20 protein-coding genes and 1 pseudogene are annotated in these 18,814 nt (G+C 54.7%); 4 read left to right on the top strand and 17 right to left on the bottom strand.

Features of this window, described 5'->3' with window-relative positions; translation table 11 throughout:
- Positions 1-63: 63 nt before the first annotated feature.
- On the bottom strand, positions 64-384 hold the full coding sequence (locus Q1Y74_RS01655; RefSeq protein ID WP_300811962.1) for a hypothetical protein: 321 nt from the start codon (positions 382-384) through the stop codon (positions 64-66).
- Between the two features lie 320 nt (positions 385-704).
- Between Q1Y74_RS01655 and Q1Y74_RS01650 the strand changes: the two genes are divergently transcribed.
- The gene (locus tag Q1Y74_RS01650; RefSeq protein ID WP_300811961.1) at positions 705-1,103 is read left to right on the top strand and encodes an HU family DNA-binding protein; all 399 of its coding nucleotides are present in this window, start codon (positions 705-707) and stop codon (positions 1,101-1,103) included.
- Between the two features lie 26 nt (positions 1,104-1,129).
- On the opposite strand, the gene Q1Y74_RS01645 is transcribed toward Q1Y74_RS01650, so the two are convergent.
- The 6 genes and pseudogenes from Q1Y74_RS01645 to Q1Y74_RS01620 all read right to left on the bottom strand — a co-directional run bounded on the left by Q1Y74_RS01645 (position 1,130) and on the right by Q1Y74_RS01620 (position 4,603).
- Positions 1,130-2,299, bottom strand: coding sequence for an AAA family ATPase (locus Q1Y74_RS01645; protein WP_300811960.1), 1,170 nt, complete (start codon positions 2,297-2,299; stop codon positions 1,130-1,132).
- 113 nt (positions 2,300-2,412) lie between these two features.
- Positions 2,413-2,945: pseudogene (locus Q1Y74_RS01640) on the bottom strand (adenylate kinase).
- 45 nt (positions 2,946-2,990) lie between these two features.
- Positions 2,991-3,227 (bottom strand): DUF2442 domain-containing protein, encoded by a 237-nt coding sequence (locus Q1Y74_RS01635; RefSeq protein ID WP_366914065.1) that lies wholly within the window; start codon positions 3,225-3,227, stop codon positions 2,991-2,993.
- Complete coding sequence (locus tag Q1Y74_RS01630; protein WP_300811958.1) at positions 3,220-3,471, bottom strand: DUF4160 domain-containing protein; 252 nt, start codon at positions 3,469-3,471, stop codon at positions 3,220-3,222. Before Q1Y74_RS01630 ends, Q1Y74_RS01635 begins: the two co-directional genes overlap by 8 nt.
- A gap of 7 nt (positions 3,472-3,478) precedes the next feature.
- Entirely contained in the window at positions 3,479-4,018 is a 540-nt protein-coding gene (gene hpt / locus Q1Y74_RS01625; RefSeq protein WP_300811957.1) for a hypoxanthine phosphoribosyltransferase, read from the bottom strand.
- 81 nt (positions 4,019-4,099) lie between these two features.
- Positions 4,100-4,603 (bottom strand): methylated-DNA--[protein]-cysteine S-methyltransferase, encoded by a 504-nt coding sequence (locus Q1Y74_RS01620; RefSeq protein WP_300811956.1) that lies wholly within the window; start codon positions 4,601-4,603, stop codon positions 4,100-4,102.
- Between the two features lie 129 nt (positions 4,604-4,732).
- Here Q1Y74_RS01620 and Q1Y74_RS01615 point away from each other — a divergent pair, with 129 nt between their 5' ends.
- Complete coding sequence (locus tag Q1Y74_RS01615; RefSeq protein ID WP_300811955.1) at positions 4,733-6,250, top strand: NAD(P)H-hydrate dehydratase; 1,518 nt, start codon at positions 4,733-4,735, stop codon at positions 6,248-6,250.
- 7 nt (positions 6,251-6,257) lie between these two features.
- Here the strand turns inward: Q1Y74_RS01615 and Q1Y74_RS01610 are convergent, their stop codons facing one another.
- From Q1Y74_RS01610 to gap, 7 genes are all read right to left on the bottom strand, one after another.
- Positions 6,258-7,049 carry a histidinol-phosphatase gene (locus Q1Y74_RS01610; protein WP_300811954.1) on the bottom strand — a complete coding sequence of 264 codons (792 nt, stop codon included), beginning with the start codon at positions 7,047-7,049 and terminating at the stop codon, positions 6,258-6,260.
- Positions 7,046-7,552, bottom strand: coding sequence for a 5-formyltetrahydrofolate cyclo-ligase (locus Q1Y74_RS01605; RefSeq protein ID WP_300811953.1), 507 nt, complete (start codon positions 7,550-7,552; stop codon positions 7,046-7,048). Before Q1Y74_RS01605 ends, Q1Y74_RS01610 begins: the two co-directional genes overlap by 4 nt.
- Positions 7,500-9,239: a S41 family peptidase gene (locus tag Q1Y74_RS01600; RefSeq protein WP_300811951.1), complete on the bottom strand. Its 1,740-nt coding sequence runs from the start codon at positions 9,237-9,239 to the stop codon at positions 7,500-7,502. Before Q1Y74_RS01600 ends, Q1Y74_RS01605 begins: the two co-directional genes overlap by 53 nt.
- Before the next feature lie 54 nt (positions 9,240-9,293).
- Positions 9,294-9,722 (bottom strand): dCMP deaminase family protein, encoded by a 429-nt coding sequence (locus tag Q1Y74_RS01595; RefSeq protein ID WP_300811950.1) that lies wholly within the window; start codon positions 9,720-9,722, stop codon positions 9,294-9,296.
- 17 nt (positions 9,723-9,739) lie between these two features.
- On the bottom strand, positions 9,740-10,252 hold the full coding sequence (locus tag Q1Y74_RS01590) for a DUF4847 family protein (protein ID WP_300811949.1): 513 nt from the start codon (positions 10,250-10,252) through the stop codon (positions 9,740-9,742).
- A gap of 4 nt (positions 10,253-10,256) precedes the next feature.
- Positions 10,257-12,317: a M3 family metallopeptidase gene (locus tag Q1Y74_RS01585; RefSeq protein WP_300811948.1), complete on the bottom strand. Its 2,061-nt coding sequence runs from the start codon at positions 12,315-12,317 to the stop codon at positions 10,257-10,259.
- A 308-nt stretch (positions 12,318-12,625) separates the two neighbouring features.
- Positions 12,626-13,612, bottom strand: a complete 987-nt coding sequence (gene gap / locus Q1Y74_RS01580) for a type I glyceraldehyde-3-phosphate dehydrogenase (RefSeq protein ID WP_300811947.1) — start codon at positions 13,610-13,612, stop codon at positions 12,626-12,628.
- A gap of 144 nt (positions 13,613-13,756) precedes the next feature.
- On the opposite strand from gap, the gene mscL reads away from it, so the two are divergent.
- On the top strand, positions 13,757-14,197 hold the full coding sequence (gene mscL / locus Q1Y74_RS01575) for a large-conductance mechanosensitive channel protein MscL (protein ID WP_300811946.1): 441 nt from the start codon (positions 13,757-13,759) through the stop codon (positions 14,195-14,197).
- 423 nt (positions 14,198-14,620) lie between these two features.
- On the opposite strand, the gene Q1Y74_RS01570 is transcribed toward mscL, so the two are convergent.
- Positions 14,621-15,355, bottom strand: coding sequence for a DUF5039 family protein (locus tag Q1Y74_RS01570; protein ID WP_300811945.1), 735 nt, complete (start codon positions 15,353-15,355; stop codon positions 14,621-14,623).
- Positions 15,356-15,534: 179 nt separating this feature from the next.
- On the opposite strand from Q1Y74_RS01570, the gene guaA reads away from it, so the two are divergent.
- Positions 15,535-17,088, top strand: a complete 1,554-nt coding sequence (gene guaA, locus Q1Y74_RS01565) for a glutamine-hydrolyzing GMP synthase (protein WP_300811944.1) — start codon at positions 15,535-15,537, stop codon at positions 17,086-17,088.
- Between the two features lie 104 nt (positions 17,089-17,192).
- On the opposite strand, the gene Q1Y74_RS01560 is transcribed toward guaA, so the two are convergent.
- Both Q1Y74_RS01560 and Q1Y74_RS01555 read right to left on the bottom strand, forming a co-directional pair.
- Positions 17,193-17,870: a Crp/Fnr family transcriptional regulator gene (locus Q1Y74_RS01560; protein WP_300811943.1), complete on the bottom strand. Its 678-nt coding sequence runs from the start codon at positions 17,868-17,870 to the stop codon at positions 17,193-17,195.
- Positions 17,871-17,955: 85 nt separating this feature from the next.
- Positions 17,956-18,666: a rhomboid family intramembrane serine protease gene (locus Q1Y74_RS01555; RefSeq protein ID WP_300811942.1), complete on the bottom strand. Its 711-nt coding sequence runs from the start codon at positions 18,664-18,666 to the stop codon at positions 17,956-17,958.
- Between the last annotated feature and the right edge of the window lie 148 nt (positions 18,667-18,814).

The following is an 18,814-nucleotide window of genomic DNA, read 5'->3' as shown; positions in this document are numbered from 1 at the left end:
CTTCACGTAGTCTACAAAGTTCGATTCTGCCATATAGTCTTGTTATTGATGGTTATTGTTTGATTAACGGGAATAGGCTTCCACTTGTTTGCGTATTTCACTTCCCAGTGCCATACGATAACATCTGTATTCCTCCTTCCTTGTATGCGATATGCAGCAGATGAACGCCAGCGCTACGGGGTCGAGCGAGCGTGCCTGCTTGCAGCACTCCACAATCTTCTCCAGCCCGTAGTAGCTGCGGATGAGGCGCCAGTCGTCCAGCGTGCCGTACTCCAGCACACGGACAATGATTTGCTGCGGGCAAGTGTCCATGTCCGCCTTCTCGGGGTCGATGTCCCAGAAGAGTACGGGTGAGAGTCGTTCGATGCAGTCCTTACCGTTCATATCGCTTTCCTGTTTCTGCCTGCAAAGATACAAATATTTTCCTATAATGTTCAATGCAGGGCCTTGCCGGGCTTGCATATATACTTTGAGGGTATTATCTTTGCGGATGAGGTAGAAATCAAGTAACATGATTCCTATAATCAAGTAACATGATTATGGGTATCAAGTAACATGATTTCCATTATGGAGTAACATGATTCCATACTGACCTCATGGAAGAGCCGTGCCGGGCTGTGTGCCCGGGGCGGTTCAGGTACGGCTCCGGCGGCACAGGCGCAGGGGCTTGGCCGGACGGAGTATGAATTTAACAACAGACAGGTATGGCATTCTACAAGAAACAGAAGCAGAAAGGGAAGTGGTATCCGCGCTCGTTCACGGTGGGCACGATGGGTACGAAGGAGGTGGCGCAGCGGCTTTCGCGCATGTCCACCGTCAGCAAGGCGGACACGTATGCCGTGCTCATGGGGCTGGGCGACGTGCTGGGGGACCTGATGAAGGAGGGCTGTTCGGTGAAGCTGGACGGCCTGGGGACGTTCTACCTGGTGGGCAAGGCCAACGGGCAGGGCGTGGATACGCCCGAGGAGGTGTCGGCGCGCCAGTTCACCGAGGTGCGCGTGCGTTTCATCCCCGAGTATCGCAGGGCGCAGAACCGCAAGGTGACGGGGCGCACCATCGTGCCGGACAAGATGGAGTGGGTGGAGCTGGAGGTGGAGAAGTGAACGGACGGTGCCTGTAGGCGAGGCGGTCAGTAGTTCAGTCCGAACTGCCAGAGCGGTATGACGTTCTGGTAGCCGGTCTCTATGTCGTCTTTGACGACAAAGGCGTGTTCCAGTCCTTGCAGTTGCTTCTGCTTTTTGTTCTTGCCGCCCACCTCGAAGGTGTAGGGCCCTATCTGGAAGTCGGAGGCGGGGGAGGTGATGATGTCCTGGTTGACGCGCATCTGGTTGAAGAAGAAGGTTTCGCGGACGTTGCCGGTTTCGGCCGTCTGTTGTGCCAGGGCGTAAATCAGGTTGGGGTTGTCCAGGTAGACTTTGTCCACTTTCCCGAGCCCGCGGATGCCTCCGGTGTCGTCGCGCAGTTGTCCGATGAGTCCGGCTTCTTCCAGCAGCAGGAAGTAGTCTGCCAGGCTATTGCGACTGACGCCGATGGTGGCGGCTATGCTGCTCATGTTGGGCTTGAACGGCACGCTTTGGGCTATGACGGTGAGCAGGCGTTTCAGCTTGCGGCTGGTGGCTACGCTGATTTCGGCATACTGGGGAATGTCGGTCTCCAGTGTGTTGTTGATGACCTGTGCCAGCCGGATGCCGAACTGCCCTTCTTGGGCGAACGGGTAATAGCCCTGTTCCAGATAGTCGGAGAAGTAGGCATAGGGGCGGAAGTGGGGCGGCAGTTCCACGCGGTGTTGCAGGAGGTCGTCCAGGGTGCAGGTGGGGAGTCCGATGCCGTGGAACATCCGCAGGTATTCGCGGAAGGAGAGTCCCTGCATGGAGTAGAGCAGGGCACGTCGGCTCAGGTCGGCCGCCCCCTTGTGAATGTCGAGTATGGAGGAGCCGGTGAAGATGACGCGCAGGCCGGAGTGGTAGTCGTACATCAGCTTCAGTTCGCGCGCCCACTCTTGGTATTTGTGTATTTCGTCTATGATGAGGCATTTGCCGCCTTTGCGGGTGAATTCGTCGGCCAGGTCTACCAGGTGGTGGGAGCTGAAGTAGAGGTCGTCGGCATTGACGAACAGCGTGGTGTTGCGTTCCAGTTTCTCTTTGGCATACTGGAGCATGAGGGTGGTCTTGCCCACGCCGCGTGGGCCGGTGAGGCCTGTCAGGCGGCTGTCCCAGTCTATGCGGTCGAACATGTAGCGGTGGAAACCGGTCGGAGTGTCCCTCAGCAGGGCGTCGAAATGGGCTTGCAGTCTTTCCATACTTTCCTGTTTTTGTGGCAAAGATATAAAAAATGCACTCCGCTTGGTGCAATTCTTGATGAATTTTGCACCGTGCGGAGTGCATTTCTGTGCTTCGGTCGACGGCGTCTGCCTTACTTCGCCGCGTCAATGGCCCGGCAGATGTCGGCGGTGATGGTCTCCAGTTCGCCCAGTCCGTTGATGTGGGCGTAGAGTCCTTCCTGCTTGTACCAGTCTTCTTGATGGTCTCCTCGTTGTCGTCGGCGCGGCCCGATTGCTGTCCGCGCAGGATGAGGCGCTTCATCAGTTCGTCCTCGGGCACGTCGAGGTCGAGCATCACGCTCACCTGCTGTCCGCGTTCGGCCAGCATCTGCTTCAGGGCTTCGGCCTGTGCGATGGTGCGGGGGAAGCCGTCGAAGATGACGCCCTTGGAGTCCTTGAAGCTGTCCAACGTGCTGGCCAGGATGTCGATAATCAGCTCGTCGGGCAGGAGCTGTCCCTGGTCGATATAGCCTTTGGCGGTTTTGCCCAGTTCGGTTCCGTTCTTGATTTCGGCACGCAGCACGTCGCCCGTGGAGATGTGGTTGATGCCATACTTCGCTACAATTCTCTCGCTTTGTGTGCCCTTGCCTGAACCGGGGGCACCGAAAATTACAATGTTCAGCATTGTCTTTGATTGGTGATTAAATGTTTATACTATATATTGTAAATATTATCTGATAGTGTCCAGTGGATTCCGCTTCATGATGAGCGGATAGCGTTCGGGATGTTTCAGACTTTCGATTTCCAAATCTACTCCCAATGATTCCCATTCGATGGCGGATTGACCGCACAGCCTGACATTCAGTACGTCTGAGATTCGTGCGTCTTTCAGCCAGGGTACACGGTTGTATGAGATGAAGTAGTCGTTACCCAAGACCGAGAGCATGATGCCTTGCGCATTAATCATCAAGACGCTTGCCGATGTGTTCTGAGAACTGGCGTTTAAAGTCGTTTCCATATTGTTTCAGCATTTGGGTGATTTTCTTTATTTCTTTGTCGTTGAAACCGTAATTGCTGGCCAGCTCAATGGACGGCTCTAACCAGAATTTGGCTTCACATTCTGCCTTTATGACATGGATATGCTTCCGCTCTTCTTCGTTCGAATAGATTTTGAAGCAGAAACCTTCTTCTCTTTTAAAGACAGGACTCATACCGCTACTATTCGTTCACTACTGTGTAAATGTCCTTATAGTTGCGTCCGAAGCCGTCGTAATCCAGTCCGTAACCCACGATGAAATCGTTGGGAATACGCATGGCGGCATACTCGATGTTGAGGTCTACCTTCAGTTTCTCGGGTTTGACGAGGAGGGTGGCAATGTGGATTTCCTTCGGGCCGCGGGTGCCCAGCGTGTCCAGCAGGCGTTGCATGGTGAGGCCCGTGTCCACGATGTCTTCCACGATGACCACGGTGCGGCCGCTGAGGTCTTCGTTGATGCCGATGACTTCCTTGACGGCGCCGGTGGACGACACGCCCTGGTAGGAGGCCAGCTTGACAAAGGAGATTTCGCAGGGGATGGTGATGCGCTTCATCAGGTCGGCGGTGAACATGAACGAGCCGTTCAGCACGCTCAGGAAGAGCGGGTTCTTGCCTGCCAGGTCGCGGTTTATTTCGTCGGCCACGCGGCTGACTTCCTTCAGGATTTCCTCCTCCTTGATGGAGACGGTAAAGCGTTTGTCTTTTATTTGGATGGTGTTCATAGGAGATTATTTTTTGCAAAAATAGCGATTTTCTTCTACTTGGACAGTATTTGGAGGCATTTCTTTGCAGGGGGGAGGCCCTCATTGGGCGGTGCCCTGTTCCAGAGCCAGCAGCCATTGCTTGCGGTGGAGTCCGCCCGCATAACCCGTCAGGCTGCCGTCGGTGCCCACCACGCGGTGGCAGGGGACGAGGATGCTGACGGGGTTGTGGCCCACGGCTCCGCCCACGGCCTGTGCGGACATCCGTCCGGTGGGGTTCAGGCGGGCCATCTGGAGGGCTATGTCCTTGTAGGTGACGGTCTCGCCGTAGGGTATCTGCCGCAGAAGCTCCCACACGGCTTGGCGGAAGGGGGTGCCGTGGAGGCGGATGGGGGGCATGAAGGAGGGGCGTCCGCCGCCGAAGTAGCAGTCCAGCCAGTCTTTTGTCTTCCTGAATACCGGCAGTGCAGGATTGGTCCGGGGCGCGGAGGGGGTGGGGGCGTACTGCTGCCCGTCGAACCAAAGGGCGGTGAGTGCTTCGCCGTCGCTGGCCAGGGTCATGGGGCCCAGCGGGGAGGCGTAGGTGCTGATGTGGAGGATGTTCATGGCGTATTTATGAAGGTTTCTGCCGCAAAAATAATCATTTTCCGCCTTTCATTTTTCTTCGGGCGGATGGCTTGTGCTGAAATAATATGTTTTATCTTTGCGAATACATTTATATAGTGACACCTTATTATGAAAATCTTTGCTACTGAAAGCATCAAGCAACTGGATGCCTATACCATAGAGAATGAACCGATAGAGTCCGTCGACCTGATGGAGCGGGCCGCGCAGGCATTGGCGAAAGCCATCTCGCAGCGTTGGGATGACCCCGAGACTCCCTTTACCATCTTTGCCGGCCCCGGCAACAACGGAGGCGATGCGCTGGCCGTGGCCCGTCTGCTGGCCGGGCAGGGCTATCATTCGGAGGTGTACCTGTTCAATACGAAGGGGACGCTTTCGGCCGACTGTGAGCTGAACAAGCAGCGCCTGGAAGGACTGAAGGGCGTGGACTTCCACGAGATTACGACGCAGTTCGTGCCGCCCGTGCTGACGGAAGACCATGTGGTGGTGGACGGCCTGTTTGGCAGCGGGTTGAACAAGCCTCTGGCCGGAGGCTTTGCCGCGGTGGTGAAGTACATCAATGCCTCGCCCGCCAAGGTGGTGTCCATCGACATGCCTTCGGGACTGATGGGCGAGGACAATACGGCCAACACGATGGCCAACGTCATCCGCGCCGACGTCACCCTGAGCCTGCAACTGCCCAAGCTGGCCTTCCTCTTTGCCGAGAACGAGCCGTATGTGGGCGAATGGGAACTGCTGGACATCGGGCTGAGCAGCGAGGGCATCGACGAACTGGAGACGGATTTCTACCTGACCGAAGGCGAGGACCTCGGCTGGCAGTTGAAACCCCGAGGCAAGTTTGCACACAAGGGCAACTTCGGACGGGCGCTGCTGGTGGCCGGCTCGCAGGGCATGGCGGGGGCTTCGGTGCTGGCCGCAAAGGCCTGTCTGCGTTCGGGCGTGGGGTTGCTGACGGTGCATGTGCCTTTCTGCAACAACTTCATCGTGCAGACGGCAGTCCCCGAAGCCATGACAGAGGTGGACTTCAGCGAGACCTGCTTTGCCTGCGCCACCGATACGGACGACTATCAGGCGGTGGCTGTCGGTCCGGGACTGGGCCGCTCTGCCGAAACGGAGAAGGCGCTGTTTGAGCAGATGGCAATCTGTCGTGTGCCCATGGTGCTGGACGCTGACGCGCTGAACCTGCTGGAAGGCCATCGCTCCGCCATCAAAAACCTGCCCAAAGGGAGCATCCTCACCCCGCATCCCAAGGAACTGGAGCGGATTGTGGGCAAGTGTCAGAACTCCTACGAACGGCTGATGAGAGCGCGCGAGCTGGCCATGGAGGCCGAGGTGTACATCGTTCTGAAAGGGGCCTATACGGCAGTGGTCACTCCCCAGGGGCAATGCTACTTCAACACTACCGGCAATCCGGGCATGGCCACAGGAGGCAGCGGCGACGTATTGACGGGCATTGTGCTGGCTCTCCTGGCCCAGGGATATGAAAGTGAGCTTGCCGCCCGCATGGCTGTCTATGTTCACGGCCTGGCAGGCGATGTGGCAGTCCGCAAACAGGGTGCCATCGGCATGACGGCGGGCGACATTGTGGCCCACTTGCCCATAGCCTGGCGGATGCTGGAAGAACTCTGATTGGCGGCTATCGGTCGGTGAGCATCGGCAGGGTGTCGATGGTCTTTATCCCCAGTTCCTTCAGTTGGACCAGCGCCTGGTCGTAGTATTTCTTTTCTTCCAGAAAGCGGTTGTCGTGGGCATCCACGCCGATGATGGCCGTGCAGCCTTCGTTGGCGGCAATGTGCCAGAACTTGGGGTGAGGGAAGGTCGTGCGGCCGTGGGCCTCGTTGTAGGGGACAAAGCTGATGTTGTACTCCAGCGGCACGTTCAGCCGCGCGGCGGCGCGGCAGATGTGGCGGCTGATGGAGGTGCAGTGGTGGTCGAACTCGGGATAGGAGCGCATGAACAGGTCGGGGTGGGCCAGGCAGCAGAACAGCCCGCTCTCCATGCCTTCAATGACGCTCTCTTCATAGAGGTCCAGCATGTCGCGGTTGGTTGTCTGGCGGCCGAAGTAAGGGAATTTCTCGTCCGTGTGGTAATAGTGGTTTCCGAACAGCAGATAGTCCAGTCCGTAAGCCTTGACCTGCTCCTTCAGCCAGGGGATGTAGTCGGGGAAGAACTCGCATTCCAACCCGATTTTGATGTCTATCTTTTCTTTATATTGTGAGCGCAGTGTGCGCAGGCTTTCCACGTATTCCGGCAGTTCGTCGGGCAGCATACGTATGCCCGATACATAGTCTGTGCGGTACTTCCAGGGGGTATGGTCAGAGAAGCCCAGAATCTGGTAGCCGCCTTTGATGGCGCTCAGTACAAATTCCTCATCGCTGCCGTTGGCATGGTTGCAGCGGGTGGTGTGGGTATGGTAATTGGTTTTCATCGTTGTGTTATGATTTCGTCCATGCGGATGTCGAACGGCTCCGCGGGCACTTCGTCTATTAGTTGATAAGGGAAACAGATGCCGGTCTTGTAGGTGGTGGCGGGCAGATGGGGCAGCAGGCGGTCATAGTAGCCCTTGCCTCGTCCCAGACGGTTGCCGGCTCGGTCGAAGGCCATGCCGGGGATGGCGGCAAACCCGATGGAGGCGTAGTCTGTGAAGGCTTCACCCGTAGGCTCCAGGATGCCATAGCTGCCCGTGGCCATTGATTCGGGACCGTGGTAGACGCGCAGCTCCAGTTCGTCGCCTATGACAACGGGCAGCAGAATCCGCTTGCGGCCGCCCCATCGGCAGATGAAGTCGTGAGTGTCCACTTCGTCCTTGAGCGAGTGGTAGAGCAGAACGGTATGGGCCGCCCTGAAGGCAGGATGCTGCTCCAGGGCGGTCATGATGTCAGCAGACTGCTGCGAAGCGGAAGCCTTGTGCAGGGTCTTCAATTCTGCCATACGCCTGCGCAGTTCTTTTTTCCTTTCCTTCATCTTTCTTATCCTCCTCTGAAAGCGTTTTTGACGGAGCCTTGGGGAATGCTTCGCCTTTTTCCAGTATCTCTTGGGCTTTCTTCACGGTGGCATCGGTCTGGTTGGCGAAGCGGATGTAAGGTTCGCGTCCCAGTATGTTGTAGATGATGTTGCCGTAAAGGGTCTTCTCCAGCAGCTTGTACGATTTCTGGATGAGCAGGTTGCGCCGTTTCACTCCCTTCGAGTCGGCAAAGCGGATGAACTGCTCCACGATGCCCTGTCGGCGCAGGTAGTCGGCCATGTCGTTCTCGTTCTCAAATTCGTTCAGCTTGCTGCGGTTGCGGTCGCTGTACTGGAAGCTGAACTGCAGGATGAGGCCTTTGTTGCTGACGTCTATCAGGTAGGACGATACGCCGATGGTGTCCTGCGGCACAAACACGTCGGGCATGATGCCGCCGCCGCCGTAGACGGGGCGTCCCAGCGTGGTGTAATACTTCAGGCTTTCGTCCAGCTTGATGCTGTCTTTCGAGAAGAATTCTCCATGCTCGTAACGGGTAATCCAGTCCATTTCGTACTTGGAGTCTTTGCCATTCTCGTAGGGACGCTGGATGCAGCGGCCCGACGGGGTGTAGTAGCGGGCAATGGTGAGGCGGATGGCCGAACCGTCGCTGAAGTCAATCGGTTGCTGTACCAGTCCCTTGCCAAACGAGCGGCGGCCAACGATGGTGCCGCGGTCGTTGTCCTGGATGGCGCCCGCAAAGATTTCACTGGCCGATGCCGAGCCTTCGTTTACCAGCACTACCAGCGGCATCTGCTGGCAACTGCCTGTTCCGTTGGCATAATCTTCCATGCGCGGATATTTGCTTCCTTGGGTATAGACAATCAGTTTGCCTTCGGGCAGGAATTCGTTGACCATGCGGGTGGCAGCTTCCATATAGCCTCCGGTATTGTCGCGCAGGTCGATAATCAGGCCCTGGCAGTTGTGTTGGCTGAGTTCGGCAATGGCCGTCAGCAGTTCTACGTGTGTGGTGCGTCCGAACTTGCTGATCAGGATATATCCGAATTTGTCGTCTATCATGTAGGCGGCATCGATGGTGTTCTGCGGAATGTCGCCGCGCGTGATGGTGAAGTCCAGCAGTTCCTTTTCGCTGGCGCGCTTGATGCCCAGCTTCACTTGTGAGCCTTTAGGCCCCTTGAGGTTGCGCATGGCTTTTTCATTGGTCAGTCCTTTGCCCACGAAGAGACTGTCGTTCACCATGACAATGCGGTCTCCCGCCATCAGTCCAACCTTCTCGGAAGGTCCGCCGGGCACCACGCTGTTGATGTGAATGGTATCTTCCTGGATGGTGAACTGCACGCCGATGCCACTGAAGCTGCCCTCCAGTTCGGAGTTCACCTCCTCCAGCTTCTGGGCGGGGATGTAGGTGGAGTGCGGATCCAGTTCGGCCAGGATTTGCGGCATGGCCTTTTCTACAAGGTCGGTCATGTTTACGGTATCTACATACTGCTCCTCAATGACCCTCAGCAGCGCATTCAGCTTGTTGGAGGAGGCGTTGATGATGCCCAGTCTGTTTCCGCCGTAATGCTTGGTGTAGAACGTTCCGATGAGGATGCCTATCACCACGCAGATGGCGATGATGAGCGGTGTGAAGCGGGACGAATTCTTGGTACTCATGTCTGTTCTTGTTATTTTTCAGGTTTCGCTCGGGCGAGACTTGTATTTGACGAATTAGATGTTTTCTATGTATATCACTTCGATGCCTGCGCGTTTCAGCAGGTCAATGCCGTCTTCCAGCCGGTATTTCTCGGAGTAGACCACTCGTTTGATGCCTGCCTGGATGATGAGTTTGGCACACTCGATGCAGGGAGAGGCCGTCACGTACATGGTGGCGCCGTCGCTGCTGTTGTTGGAGCGGGCTATCTTGGTGATGGCATTGGCTTCGGCGTGCAGTACGTATGGCTTGGTGAGGTTGTCCTCGTCCTCGCAGACGTTCTCGAATCCCGATGGAGTGCCGTTATAGCCGTCAGAGATTATCATTTTGTCTTTGACGATGAGGGCACCTACCTGGCGACGTTTGCAATAAGAGTTTTCCGCCCAGATGTAGGCCATGCGGATGTAGCGTTTGTCCAGCGCCTCTTGTTTGCTGTTGTTGTCCATGGTTGTTCGCTTATTCTTTATTTCTGCGGCTTGAAGCCCATTCGTTTCACCGTTTGTCCTTCCTTATAATAGATGAACAGGTTGTTGTAGTCTCCTTCGTACTTGAAGGCGTTTTGGAGGCCGGTGACGAAAGCCCTTGCCAGCACGTCCGTTTCGCTCTGTGTAGACTTGATGTCGCTCAATGTCAGTTTGTTGTTCTTGCCGTTGGCATTCCATTTCCCGTCGATGATGCCTCGTATGGCTCTGCCGTTGAACGAACCGCCTGCGCTTTCGGTCAGGTCGCTGCCCTCAAAGCTCAGGACGAACGTGCCTGTTTGCGACAGGGCGGTCATGCTTGCCTGGCGTGCCGCGTCGTCGCCGCCCCAGAAGTCGAATTGTTCGTAGCTGCCTTCTGCGGCAATGAAACTCAGTTTCCAGGTCTTTCCTGTAAAGATACCGATTACGTTATCTTCGTTGTTGCAGGCATTGACGGTGAGAAGCAGGATGCAGGCCACTAATGCCCGGCCGATTTTTTGAATGAATTGTTTCATGTGATTATTGTCTCTTGATTCCGTTTCTGATTAATAATGCGTCGATGGTGGGCTCCTGGCCGCGGAAGCGCTTGTAGAGTGTCATCGGGTGTTCCGTTCCTCCCTTCGAGAGGATGTTCTCGCGGAAGGAGGCGGCCACTTCAGGATTGAAGATGCCTTTCTGCTTGAACAGCGCGAAGGCGTCGGCATCCAGCACTTCGGCCCACTTGTAGCTGTAGTAGCCGGCCGAATAGCCTCCGGCAAAGATGTGCGAGAACTGGGTGCTCATGCAGGTGCCCTCTACGGAAGGCAATATCTGCGCCTTGGCCCAGGCCTGTTTCTCGTACTCCATCACATCGCCCTCGAACGGGGTGGTGCGGGTGTACCAGGCCATGTCGAGCAACCCGAAGCTGACTTGGCGCAGGCAGGCATAGGCGGCATTGAAGTTGCGCGAGTCTACGATGCGCTGCACCAGTTCGTCGGGTATCAGTTCGCCTGTCCGGTAGTGGCGGGCAAACGTGTGCAGGAATTCCTTCTCGACGGCAAAGTTCTCCATGAACTGCGAGGGCAGTTCCACGAAGTCCCAGTAGACGTTGGTGCCGCTGAGGCTCTGGTAAGTGCTGTCGGCAAACATGCCGTGCAGGCTGTGACCGAATTCGTGGAGGAACGTCTCCACTTCGCCGAAGGTGAGCAGTGCAGGCTTCTCCTGTGTGGGCTTGGTGAAGTTCATCACCAGCGACACGTGCGGACGGCTGTTCTCGCCCGTCGCCTCGTCTTTCCATTGTTCCTTGTAGCTGGTCATCCAGGCACCCGAGCGTTTGCCTGCCCGTGGGTGGAAGTCCGTATAGAGCACGGCAAGGAAACTGCCGTCTTTGTCGAATACTTCGTAAGCATCCACATCCTTGTGATAGACGGGGATGTCGGCATTCTTCCGGAAGGTGATGCCGTAGAGGCGGGTGGCCAGGCCGAACACGCCTTTCTTGACGTTCTCCAGCTCGAAGTACGGGCGGAGCATTTCGTCGTTGATGTTGAACTTGCGGTCTTTGAGCTTCTGCGAATAGTAGGCCCAGTCCCAAGGCATCAGGGTGAAGTCGTCGCCCTGTTCCTCGCGCGCCAATGCCTGTACTTCGGCATATTCCTTCCGGGCCGTCGGGGTGTAGGCTTCCAGCAGCTGCTCCAGCAGCCGGTAGACGTTCTCGCTGTTCTGCGCCATGCGTCTCTCCAGCTTGTAGTCGGCATGGGTTGCATATCCCAGCAGCCGGGCAATGGCCAGGCGGGTATTCACCAGCTTCTTCACAATCTCCAGGTTGCAGGTGTCGTTGTTGTGCGTACACTTGGTGTTGTAGGCCATGTAGAGTTCCTGCCGCAGGCTGCGGTTGGCGGCGTAGGTCATGAAGGGCTGGTAGCTGGGAGCGTGCAGGGTGAACACCCATCCGTCCGTTCCTTTCTCGCGTGCCGTCTCGGCGGCGGATTCTATGGCGCTGTCGGGCAACCCTTCCAGCTGCGTGCGGTCAGTGAGGTGCAGCTGGTAGCCGTTGGTTTCTTTCAGGTTGTTTTCGCTGAATTGCAGGGTCAGCAGGCTGAGCTCACGGCTCAGCTCGCGGTATCTTTCCTTTTCTTCGCCTTGCAGGTTGGCGCCGTTGCGCACAAAGCCTTCGTAGATGTCTTCCAGCAGCTTCTTCTGTTCGGCATTGAGGCCTTCCTGCTCTTTCTGTTCATAAACAGCCTTGATGCGTGCAAAGAGTTTTTCGTTGAGGCTGATGTTGTTGCCGTGCTCGCTGAGCAGGGGCATGATGGTCTTGGCCAGTTCCTGCATCTCGTCGCTGGTCTCGGCACTGAGCAGATTGTCGAACACCACCACGGTCCGTTGCAGCAACTCGCCCGACCGCTCGTAGGGAAGGATGGTGTTGGCAAAGGTCGGGGCTTCGGGATTGTCCGTGATGGCCGCTATTTCCCCGTTCTGGCGGCTGATGCCTTCGCGGACGGCAGGCTCGTAGTGGACGGTCTTTATCCGGTCGAAGGGCACGGTGCCGTGCGGGGTGGAATATGTTTCAAGAAAAGGGTTCTTGTCCTCTATCATGTTCATAATGCAAATTCTCTTGGGGAGGGTAGGAGGAGAGAATACATACGGTCTCTGTAACTCCTGCCGCCTCTTTTATTTAATTTGCAAAATTGCAAAAAAAGACGGGGAAATATGTGCGAAATGCCTATCTTTTAACAAAGTATATAGAAAGGGACGGCGTTTGGGGAGTTTGTGGCCCCTTTCTTTCGGGGTGGTGGCGGGTGGCGTGCCTCTTGCCCTGTGTCCTTGGTCTGCGTGTCTGCGGGAAGGTACGAAAAAAGGCTGCCCGAATGAACGGACAGCCTTCTTGTCTTTTATGCTCGGTTAACTGATTAGCAGTTTACAGATGCCATGTGAGCAATCAGGTCGAGAACCTTGTTAGAGTAACCGATTTCGTTGTCGTACCAAGATACAACCTTAACGAAAGTATCAGTCAAAGCGATACCGGCCTTAGCATCGAAGATAGAAGTGTGAGTGTCACCCAGGAAGTCAGAAGAAACAACTGCATCTTCAGTGTAACCCAGGATACCCTTCAGTTCGCCTTCAGAAGCTTCCTTCATGGCAGCGCAGATTTCAGCGTAAGTAGCGGGCTTAGCCAAGTTTACAGTCAAGTCAACTACAGATACATCCAAAGTCGGAACACGCATAGACATACCAGTCAGTTTGCCGTTCAGAGTCGGGATAACTTTACCTACAGCCTTGGCAGCACCGGTAGAAGACGGGATGATGTTGCCGGAAGCGGCACGACCACCACGCCAGTCCTTCATAGACGGACCGTCAACAGTCTTCTGAGTAGCAGTAGTAGAGTGAACTGTAGTCATCAAACCGTCTGTGATACCCCATTTGTCGTTCAAAACCTTAGCGATAGGAGCCAAGCAGTTGGTAGTACAAGAAGCGTTAGATACGAATTGAGTACCCTTAACATAAGTCTTTTCGTTAACACCGCAAACGAACATCGGAGTGTCGTCCTTAGAAGGAGCAGACATTACAACGTATTTTGCACCAGCCTGGATGTGAGCCTGAGCTTTTTCCTTAGTCAGGAACAGACCAGTAGACTCAACTACGTATTCTGCACCAACTGCATCCCATTTCAGGTCAGCGGGGTTCTTCTCAGCAGTTACGCGGATTTCCTTGCCGTTTACAATCAGCTTGCTGTTTTCAACGTCAGCTTCGATAGTGCCTTCGAACTTGCCGTGCATAGTGTCATACTTCAGCATGTAAGCCAAGTAATCTACCGGGCAAAGGTCGTTAATACCAACGATTTGGAGGAATACGAAACGTCCGATACGTCCGAATCCATTAATACCTACTTTAATCATTTTGTTTAAACTTTTAAGGGTTTTATAATGTTTAAAAATAAACTTTCCTTCTTTTTCTCTGCAACCCCTTATCGAATTGCGGTGCAAAATTAAGAAAATGTTTTTATATTCGTGCTCAAAATTCAGAATTAAATGTTTGAAAAGATGGGAAAATATCGTTTTTTACAAGAATTTAAGGCTTTTGCCATGAAAGGCAACGTAGTAGACATGGCTGTCGGCGTTGTCATCGGTGCCGCTTTCGGAAAAATTGTCTCTTCCATTGTGGCAGACCTGATTATGCCGCTGGTGGGACTGCTGGTAGGCGGTGTGAATTTTACGGACTTGAAGTGGGTGCTGAAGCCTGCCGTGGTGGAGGACGGCAAGGAGGTGGCGGCCGCCGTCACGCTGAACTATGGAAACTTCTTGCAGGTGACTTTCGACTTCATCATCATCGCTTTCTCCATTTTCCTGTTTATCAAACTGCTGGCCCGGCTCACGGCCAGGAAGAAGGCGGAGGAAGCCGCCGCTCGGGCAACTCCGCCTGCCCCGTCCAAGGAGGAGGTGCTGCTGACGGAAATCCGTGACTTGCTGAAGGAAAAACGTTGAACGTAAGTTCCGCACCGGCCCGTGGACTGTCTGCCGGAAAGACTGGGATATGTAAATATTTCAAACCGTTTTCCCTTCAGGTGCAGAAATGTGGGGGACTGGGCGTGTGGTTTGAAACGAAGAACTGCACAAGTGCTTGTGAAACAGCATGATGGGGCTCTCTTCCTGTTGTGCCTGTCGGGCCGGTACAGGATGCTTGCATGGCCCGTGCACGATGCTTGCACGGTCCGTGGTGAATGCAAGCATCGTGCAAGGACCGTGCAAGCATTCACCGCAGGCTGGGCAGGAACCCTCTTCAGAAGGGCCTCTCGGGCCGTTCCGCTTTAGCGGGCATCTGTCCGGTGAAATCTGGGAATGTACGGATTGTTTATCTTTTTGTGGCGCACGTCGGCAGGCGGCTTTTACCTGGCGGGGAGATGTGTGCTACTCCTCAAGTTCTCTGTTGCTGATGCCGTACTTCAGTTGCTGGCATTTGCGGATGGCTTGTCTTTGCAGATTCTCCAGGTTGTTTATTTCCATGGTGAGCTGTTGCAGGCTGACGTCGGATTCTTTCAGCTCCCGCTTGACGTTGTTGGGGACGACCTTTTCGGGCATCAGGGTGTTGTCCCGTTTGCTTTCGTCCAGCAGATAGGCCACACAGGCTATGTAGTGCTCCTTCAGGGCACTCTTTTTTTTGAGAAGCAGTTCCTTGTATTGGGCATCTTCGTTATAAATCTCTTTGTAGAACTCCTTGAGGGCCATTCTGGCATTATTCCGGGTCTCCGTGTCCAGGCTCTTTTTGCTCAGTGAGTCCAGAAGGACATATTCCGGGTAGGTGTCCAGCCGGGCATACAGCTCTTTGTTGGCCTTTTCGTAGGCCAGGCGCAGGGGTTCCAGCTCCTGCGGTTTCAGCACCGTGGCCAGTTGTGTCAGCCTCGGTTCGAGGTTGGTGCCTTCTATGGTGGTCAGTCTCTTGCAATATTCCATGTAGGCCTCCGCCATTTTCCAGCTGTATTCCAGTTTCTTTTCCTGCAAGTCGGCGTTGATGTTCTCCAGGCTTTTTTCCAGCCGGGCCAGTTCTCCGGCTTCCTGGGTTTCTTTGTCAGAAGGCTTTTGGGCATGGGCGGGCTGTATGAATGCGGCGGCCAGGAGCATCAGGGATAGGATGAGGGTTTTCATAGCGATTCGGCTTTTTTGATAGCAGTTGAGGTTGTTTCCTGCAAAGGTATCGCAATGTTCCGGATGTGGTGTTGTAAACCTTTCTTTTTTAGCTTTTTTATCTTTTGGTTTATTTCCTTACTTTTCTTACTTTTGCACATTCAATCATCCGAATACCATTATTTAGAGACTAATTTGATATGCAAGAGAAGATTATCATTCTTGATTTCGGTTCGCAGACCACGCAGCTCATCGGCCGCCGCCTGCGCGAACTGAACGTCTATTGCGAAATTGTGCCTTACAACAAGTTTCCGCACGACGACGAAAGCGTGAAGGGAGTCATCCTGTCGGGAAGCCCCTTTTCCGTGTACGACGAAAGCGCCTTCAAGGTGGACTTGACCGGCATCCGCGGCAAGTACCCCATTCTGGGCATCTGCTACGGGGCGCAGTTCATTTCCTACACGAACGGTGGAAAGGTGGAGCCGGCAGGCAGCCGCGAGTACGGACGTGCCCACCTGCAGACGTTCGACAAGGACAATCTGCTGTTCCACGGCGTGCGCGACAACTCGCAGGTGTGGATGAGCCACGGTGATACCATCACCGCCATCCCCGACAACTTCAAGGTCATCGCCTCGACGGACAAGGTGCGCATTGCCGCCTATCAGGCCGAAGGCGAGCCGATGTGGGGCGTGCAGTTCCATCCCGAAGTGTTCCATAGCGAAGACGGCACGCAGATGCTGCGCAACTTCGTGGTCGAGGCTTGCGGCTGCCACCAGACGTGGAGCCCTGCTTCGTTTGTGGATACCACTGTGGCCGAACTGAAGGAGCAGCTGGGCAACGACCGCGTCATTCTGGGGCTGAGCGGCGGCGTGGACTCGTCCGTGGCTGCCGTGTTGCTGAACCGGGCCATCGGCAAGAACCTGACCTGCATCTTTGTTGACCACGGCCTGCTGCGTAAGAACGAGTTCCAGAACGTGATGCGCGACTATGAATGCCTTGGCCTGAACGTGATAGGCGTGGATGCCAGCGACAAGTTCTTCAAAGACCTGGAAGGCGTGACCGACCCCGAGCAGAAGCGCAAGATCATCGGCCGCGACTTTGTGGAGGTGTTCAACGCCGAAGCCCACAAGATAACCGATGCCCGCTGGCTGGCACAGGGGACCATCTATCCCGACCGCATCGAGAGCCTGAACATCACGGGCAAGGTCATCAAGAGCCATCACAACGTGGGCGGTCTGCCCAAGGAAATGAACCTCCAGCTCTGTGAGCCGCTGAAGTGGCTGTTCAAGGACGAGGTGCGCCGCGTGGGCCGTGAGTTGGGCATCCCCGACCATCTGATTAGCCGCCATCCCTTCCCGGGTCCGGGCCTGGCTGTGCGTATCCTGGGCGACATTACCCGCGAGAAGGTTCGCATCCTGCAGGATGCCGACGACATCTTTATCCGCGGCCTGTGGGACTGGAAGGTGAAGGATGCCGACGGCAACGAGACATGCCTCTACCATCAGGTATGGCAGGCGGGCGTCATCCTGCTTCCCGTTCAGTCGGTGGGCGTGATGGGCGACGAACGTACTTATGAACGTGCCGTGGCCTTGCGTGCCGTGACTTCGACGGACGCCATGACGGCCGACTGGGCACACCTGCCTTACGAATTCCTGGGCAAGGTTTCCAACGACATTATTAATAAGGTAAAGGGAGTGAACCGCGTCACGTATGACATTTCCTCCAAACCGCCTTCGACCATCGAGTGGGAATAAACCGGAGGTCTGAAAAGAAATATGGCTTTGTCCGTGCGGCATTGGAGCTGCGGGCAAAGCCTTTCCTGTTTCTTGAAGGAGGGGGGGACGGGCGGTGCTCAGGGTCAGCCGGCTACGGCATCGCGCAGCCTTGCCGCGTCAGGAATTACAATCTCGCCCCTGCGAAGTTCCAGCAGTCCGGCCTGCTGCATGTTGTTCAGGGCTTTGGAGACTCCCATGCGGGTGTCGTTCACAATCACCGCGAGGTCCTCTTTCTTGATTTTGATGATTTTCCGGCCTGCCGGACGTTCTGTACGGTTCAGGATGAAGTTGGCAATATGGCTTTCAAGTCCTTCGTCGGCCTTTGTCCAGAAACGGCCGTTCAGGTTCTGTGCCCGGTTGCTGATGATGTTCATATAGTTCAGACGGAAAATCTCATATTTGAACAGCTCGTTCAGTACAAATGACTTGCTGATGCTTACAGTGTCTGTTTCGGCAGAGGCTGTATAGTTGGTGACAAACGAAGTGTTCATGCCAAACATGGATTGGGGCTCCAGCAGATACGGGGCTTGGAAAAACTCCGTCACGCCGTAAGGGATATCGGCTTTTGTCGTAAAGGCTTCCACCTCGCCTTTCAGTACGAACACAAGGCGATTGCATACCTCTCCTGCCTTGATGATGCATACTCCTGCTTTATGTCTGACAAAGTGGAGCTTGACTTTTCCCAGAATATTGGTGAAGTCTTCTTGAGCCAGTCCTTGAAAGAGAGGAAGCTGCAGTAAAGTATCGAACATTGTATCCATGTAGTTTATGCTTCTTGTTTTAGAGCAAATGTAGATATAATCGTCGGCTACTGTAAAACCTGTTGCCCTCTTTTTGTTTTTTTTATTATTTCTTGAAGTTTTGCAAACCGTCAGGGGCGTGAGGGTCTTCTTCCGTCCCGGAACGTTCGGAATTTTCGTCTGTCATCCAGTAGTGTTCTTCTTCTCCTTCTTCTTCGTCGTCTTGTTCGTCGGCAAAGGGTTCGGGACGTTGTGGACCGTAGCCCATGAAGGCGATGGAGCATAGCGTGCCCGCGATGGCTCCGCTGAGATGTCCTTCCCACGAGGTGCCGGCTTTGGCAAAATAGGGAAACATGTTCCATATCAGTCCGCCGTAGAGAAAGGTTACCAGCAGTGAAATGGCTATAAGGGGTATATGCCTGCGTATCAGTCCGCTGAAGAACAGGAAGAAGGCCAGCCCGTAGATGAGCCCGCTGGCTCCTACGTGCCATCCGGGCTTCCCGATAAGGAAGGTCAACGCTCCGCAGCCTATCCAGATGGCGAACAGGATGTAGGGGGCTGTGTGTCTGTAAAAATAGAACAGGCACCAGGAAAGGAAAAACAGCGGAACGGTATTGGCAAACAGGTGTTTGAAGCTGCTGTGTACCAGCGGATGGGCAAAAATGCCAAACACTCCACGCTTCTGGAGCGGATAGACTCCCAGACGTGTGAAATCCCAGTCCATACCGCTTTCCAGTATCTTCAGCATGTACAGCACAAACAGCAGAAACAGTGGTATAACGGCCGCCAGAGCTATTCTACGTATATCTTGTTTCATTTTTATGCATAAAAGTTTGAATTCTGCACAATACTACTCATTATTTGACTAAAAACCGAAAAAAAAGCCGACTTTTTATTTTGTTTGTAGGGTTTAATTTGTACTTTTGGGCATTGCTACATCTTATATCAACATAATACTACCTGAG

Source organism: uncultured Bacteroides sp. (assembly GCF_949298305.1).
Taxonomy (GTDB): domain Bacteria; phylum Bacteroidota; class Bacteroidia; order Bacteroidales; family Bacteroidaceae; genus Bacteroides.
Note: the sequence above shows the minus strand (reverse complement) of the source record. Positions and strands in the feature narration are given on the sequence as shown.

Bases quoted from the DNA above. Each gene is read 5' to 3' on its own strand.
- Q1Y74_RS01655 (WP_300811962.1), bottom strand. From the start codon at position 384: ATGAACGGTAAGGACTGCATCGAACGACTCTCACCCGTACTCTTCTGG.
- Q1Y74_RS01650 (WP_300811961.1), top strand. From the start codon at position 705: ATGGCATTCTACAAGAAACAGAAGCAGAAAGGGAAGTGGTATCCGCGC.
- Q1Y74_RS01645 (WP_300811960.1), bottom strand. From the start codon at position 2,299: ATGGAAAGACTGCAAGCCCATTTCGACGCCCTGCTGAGGGACACTCCG.
- Q1Y74_RS01635 (WP_366914065.1), bottom strand. From the start codon at position 3,227: ATGATTAATGCGCAAGGCATCATGCTCTCGGTCTTGGGTAACGACTAC.
- Q1Y74_RS01630 (WP_300811958.1), bottom strand. From the start codon at position 3,471: ATGAGTCCTGTCTTTAAAAGAGAAGAAGGTTTCTGCTTCAAAATCTAT.
- hpt (WP_300811957.1), bottom strand. From the start codon at position 4,018: ATGAACACCATCCAAATAAAAGACAAACGCTTTACCGTCTCCATCAAG.
- Q1Y74_RS01620 (WP_300811956.1), bottom strand. From the start codon at position 4,603: ATGAACATCCTCCACATCAGCACCTACGCCTCCCCGCTGGGCCCCATG.
- Q1Y74_RS01615 (WP_300811955.1), top strand. From the start codon at position 4,733: ATGAAAATCTTTGCTACTGAAAGCATCAAGCAACTGGATGCCTATACC.
- Q1Y74_RS01610 (WP_300811954.1), bottom strand. From the start codon at position 7,049: ATGAAAACCAATTACCATACCCACACCACCCGCTGCAACCATGCCAAC.
- Q1Y74_RS01605 (WP_300811953.1), bottom strand. From the start codon at position 7,552: ATGGCAGAATTGAAGACCCTGCACAAGGCTTCCGCTTCGCAGCAGTCT.
- Q1Y74_RS01600 (WP_300811951.1), bottom strand. From the start codon at position 9,239: ATGAGTACCAAGAATTCGTCCCGCTTCACACCGCTCATCATCGCCATC.
- Q1Y74_RS01595 (WP_300811950.1), bottom strand. From the start codon at position 9,722: ATGGACAACAACAGCAAACAAGAGGCGCTGGACAAACGCTACATCCGC.
- Q1Y74_RS01590 (WP_300811949.1), bottom strand. From the start codon at position 10,252: ATGAAACAATTCATTCAAAAAATCGGCCGGGCATTAGTGGCCTGCATC.
- Q1Y74_RS01585 (WP_300811948.1), bottom strand. From the start codon at position 12,317: ATGAACATGATAGAGGACAAGAACCCTTTTCTTGAAACATATTCCACC.
- gap (WP_300811947.1), bottom strand. From the start codon at position 13,612: ATGATTAAAGTAGGTATTAATGGATTCGGACGTATCGGACGTTTCGTA.
- mscL (WP_300811946.1), top strand. From the start codon at position 13,757: ATGGGAAAATATCGTTTTTTACAAGAATTTAAGGCTTTTGCCATGAAA.
- Q1Y74_RS01570 (WP_300811945.1), bottom strand. From the start codon at position 15,355: ATGAAAACCCTCATCCTATCCCTGATGCTCCTGGCCGCCGCATTCATA.
- guaA (WP_300811944.1), top strand. From the start codon at position 15,535: ATGCAAGAGAAGATTATCATTCTTGATTTCGGTTCGCAGACCACGCAG.
- Q1Y74_RS01560 (WP_300811943.1), bottom strand. From the start codon at position 17,870: ATGGATACAATGTTCGATACTTTACTGCAGCTTCCTCTCTTTCAAGGA.
- Q1Y74_RS01555 (WP_300811942.1), bottom strand. From the start codon at position 18,666: ATGAAACAAGATATACGTAGAATAGCTCTGGCGGCCGTTATACCACTG.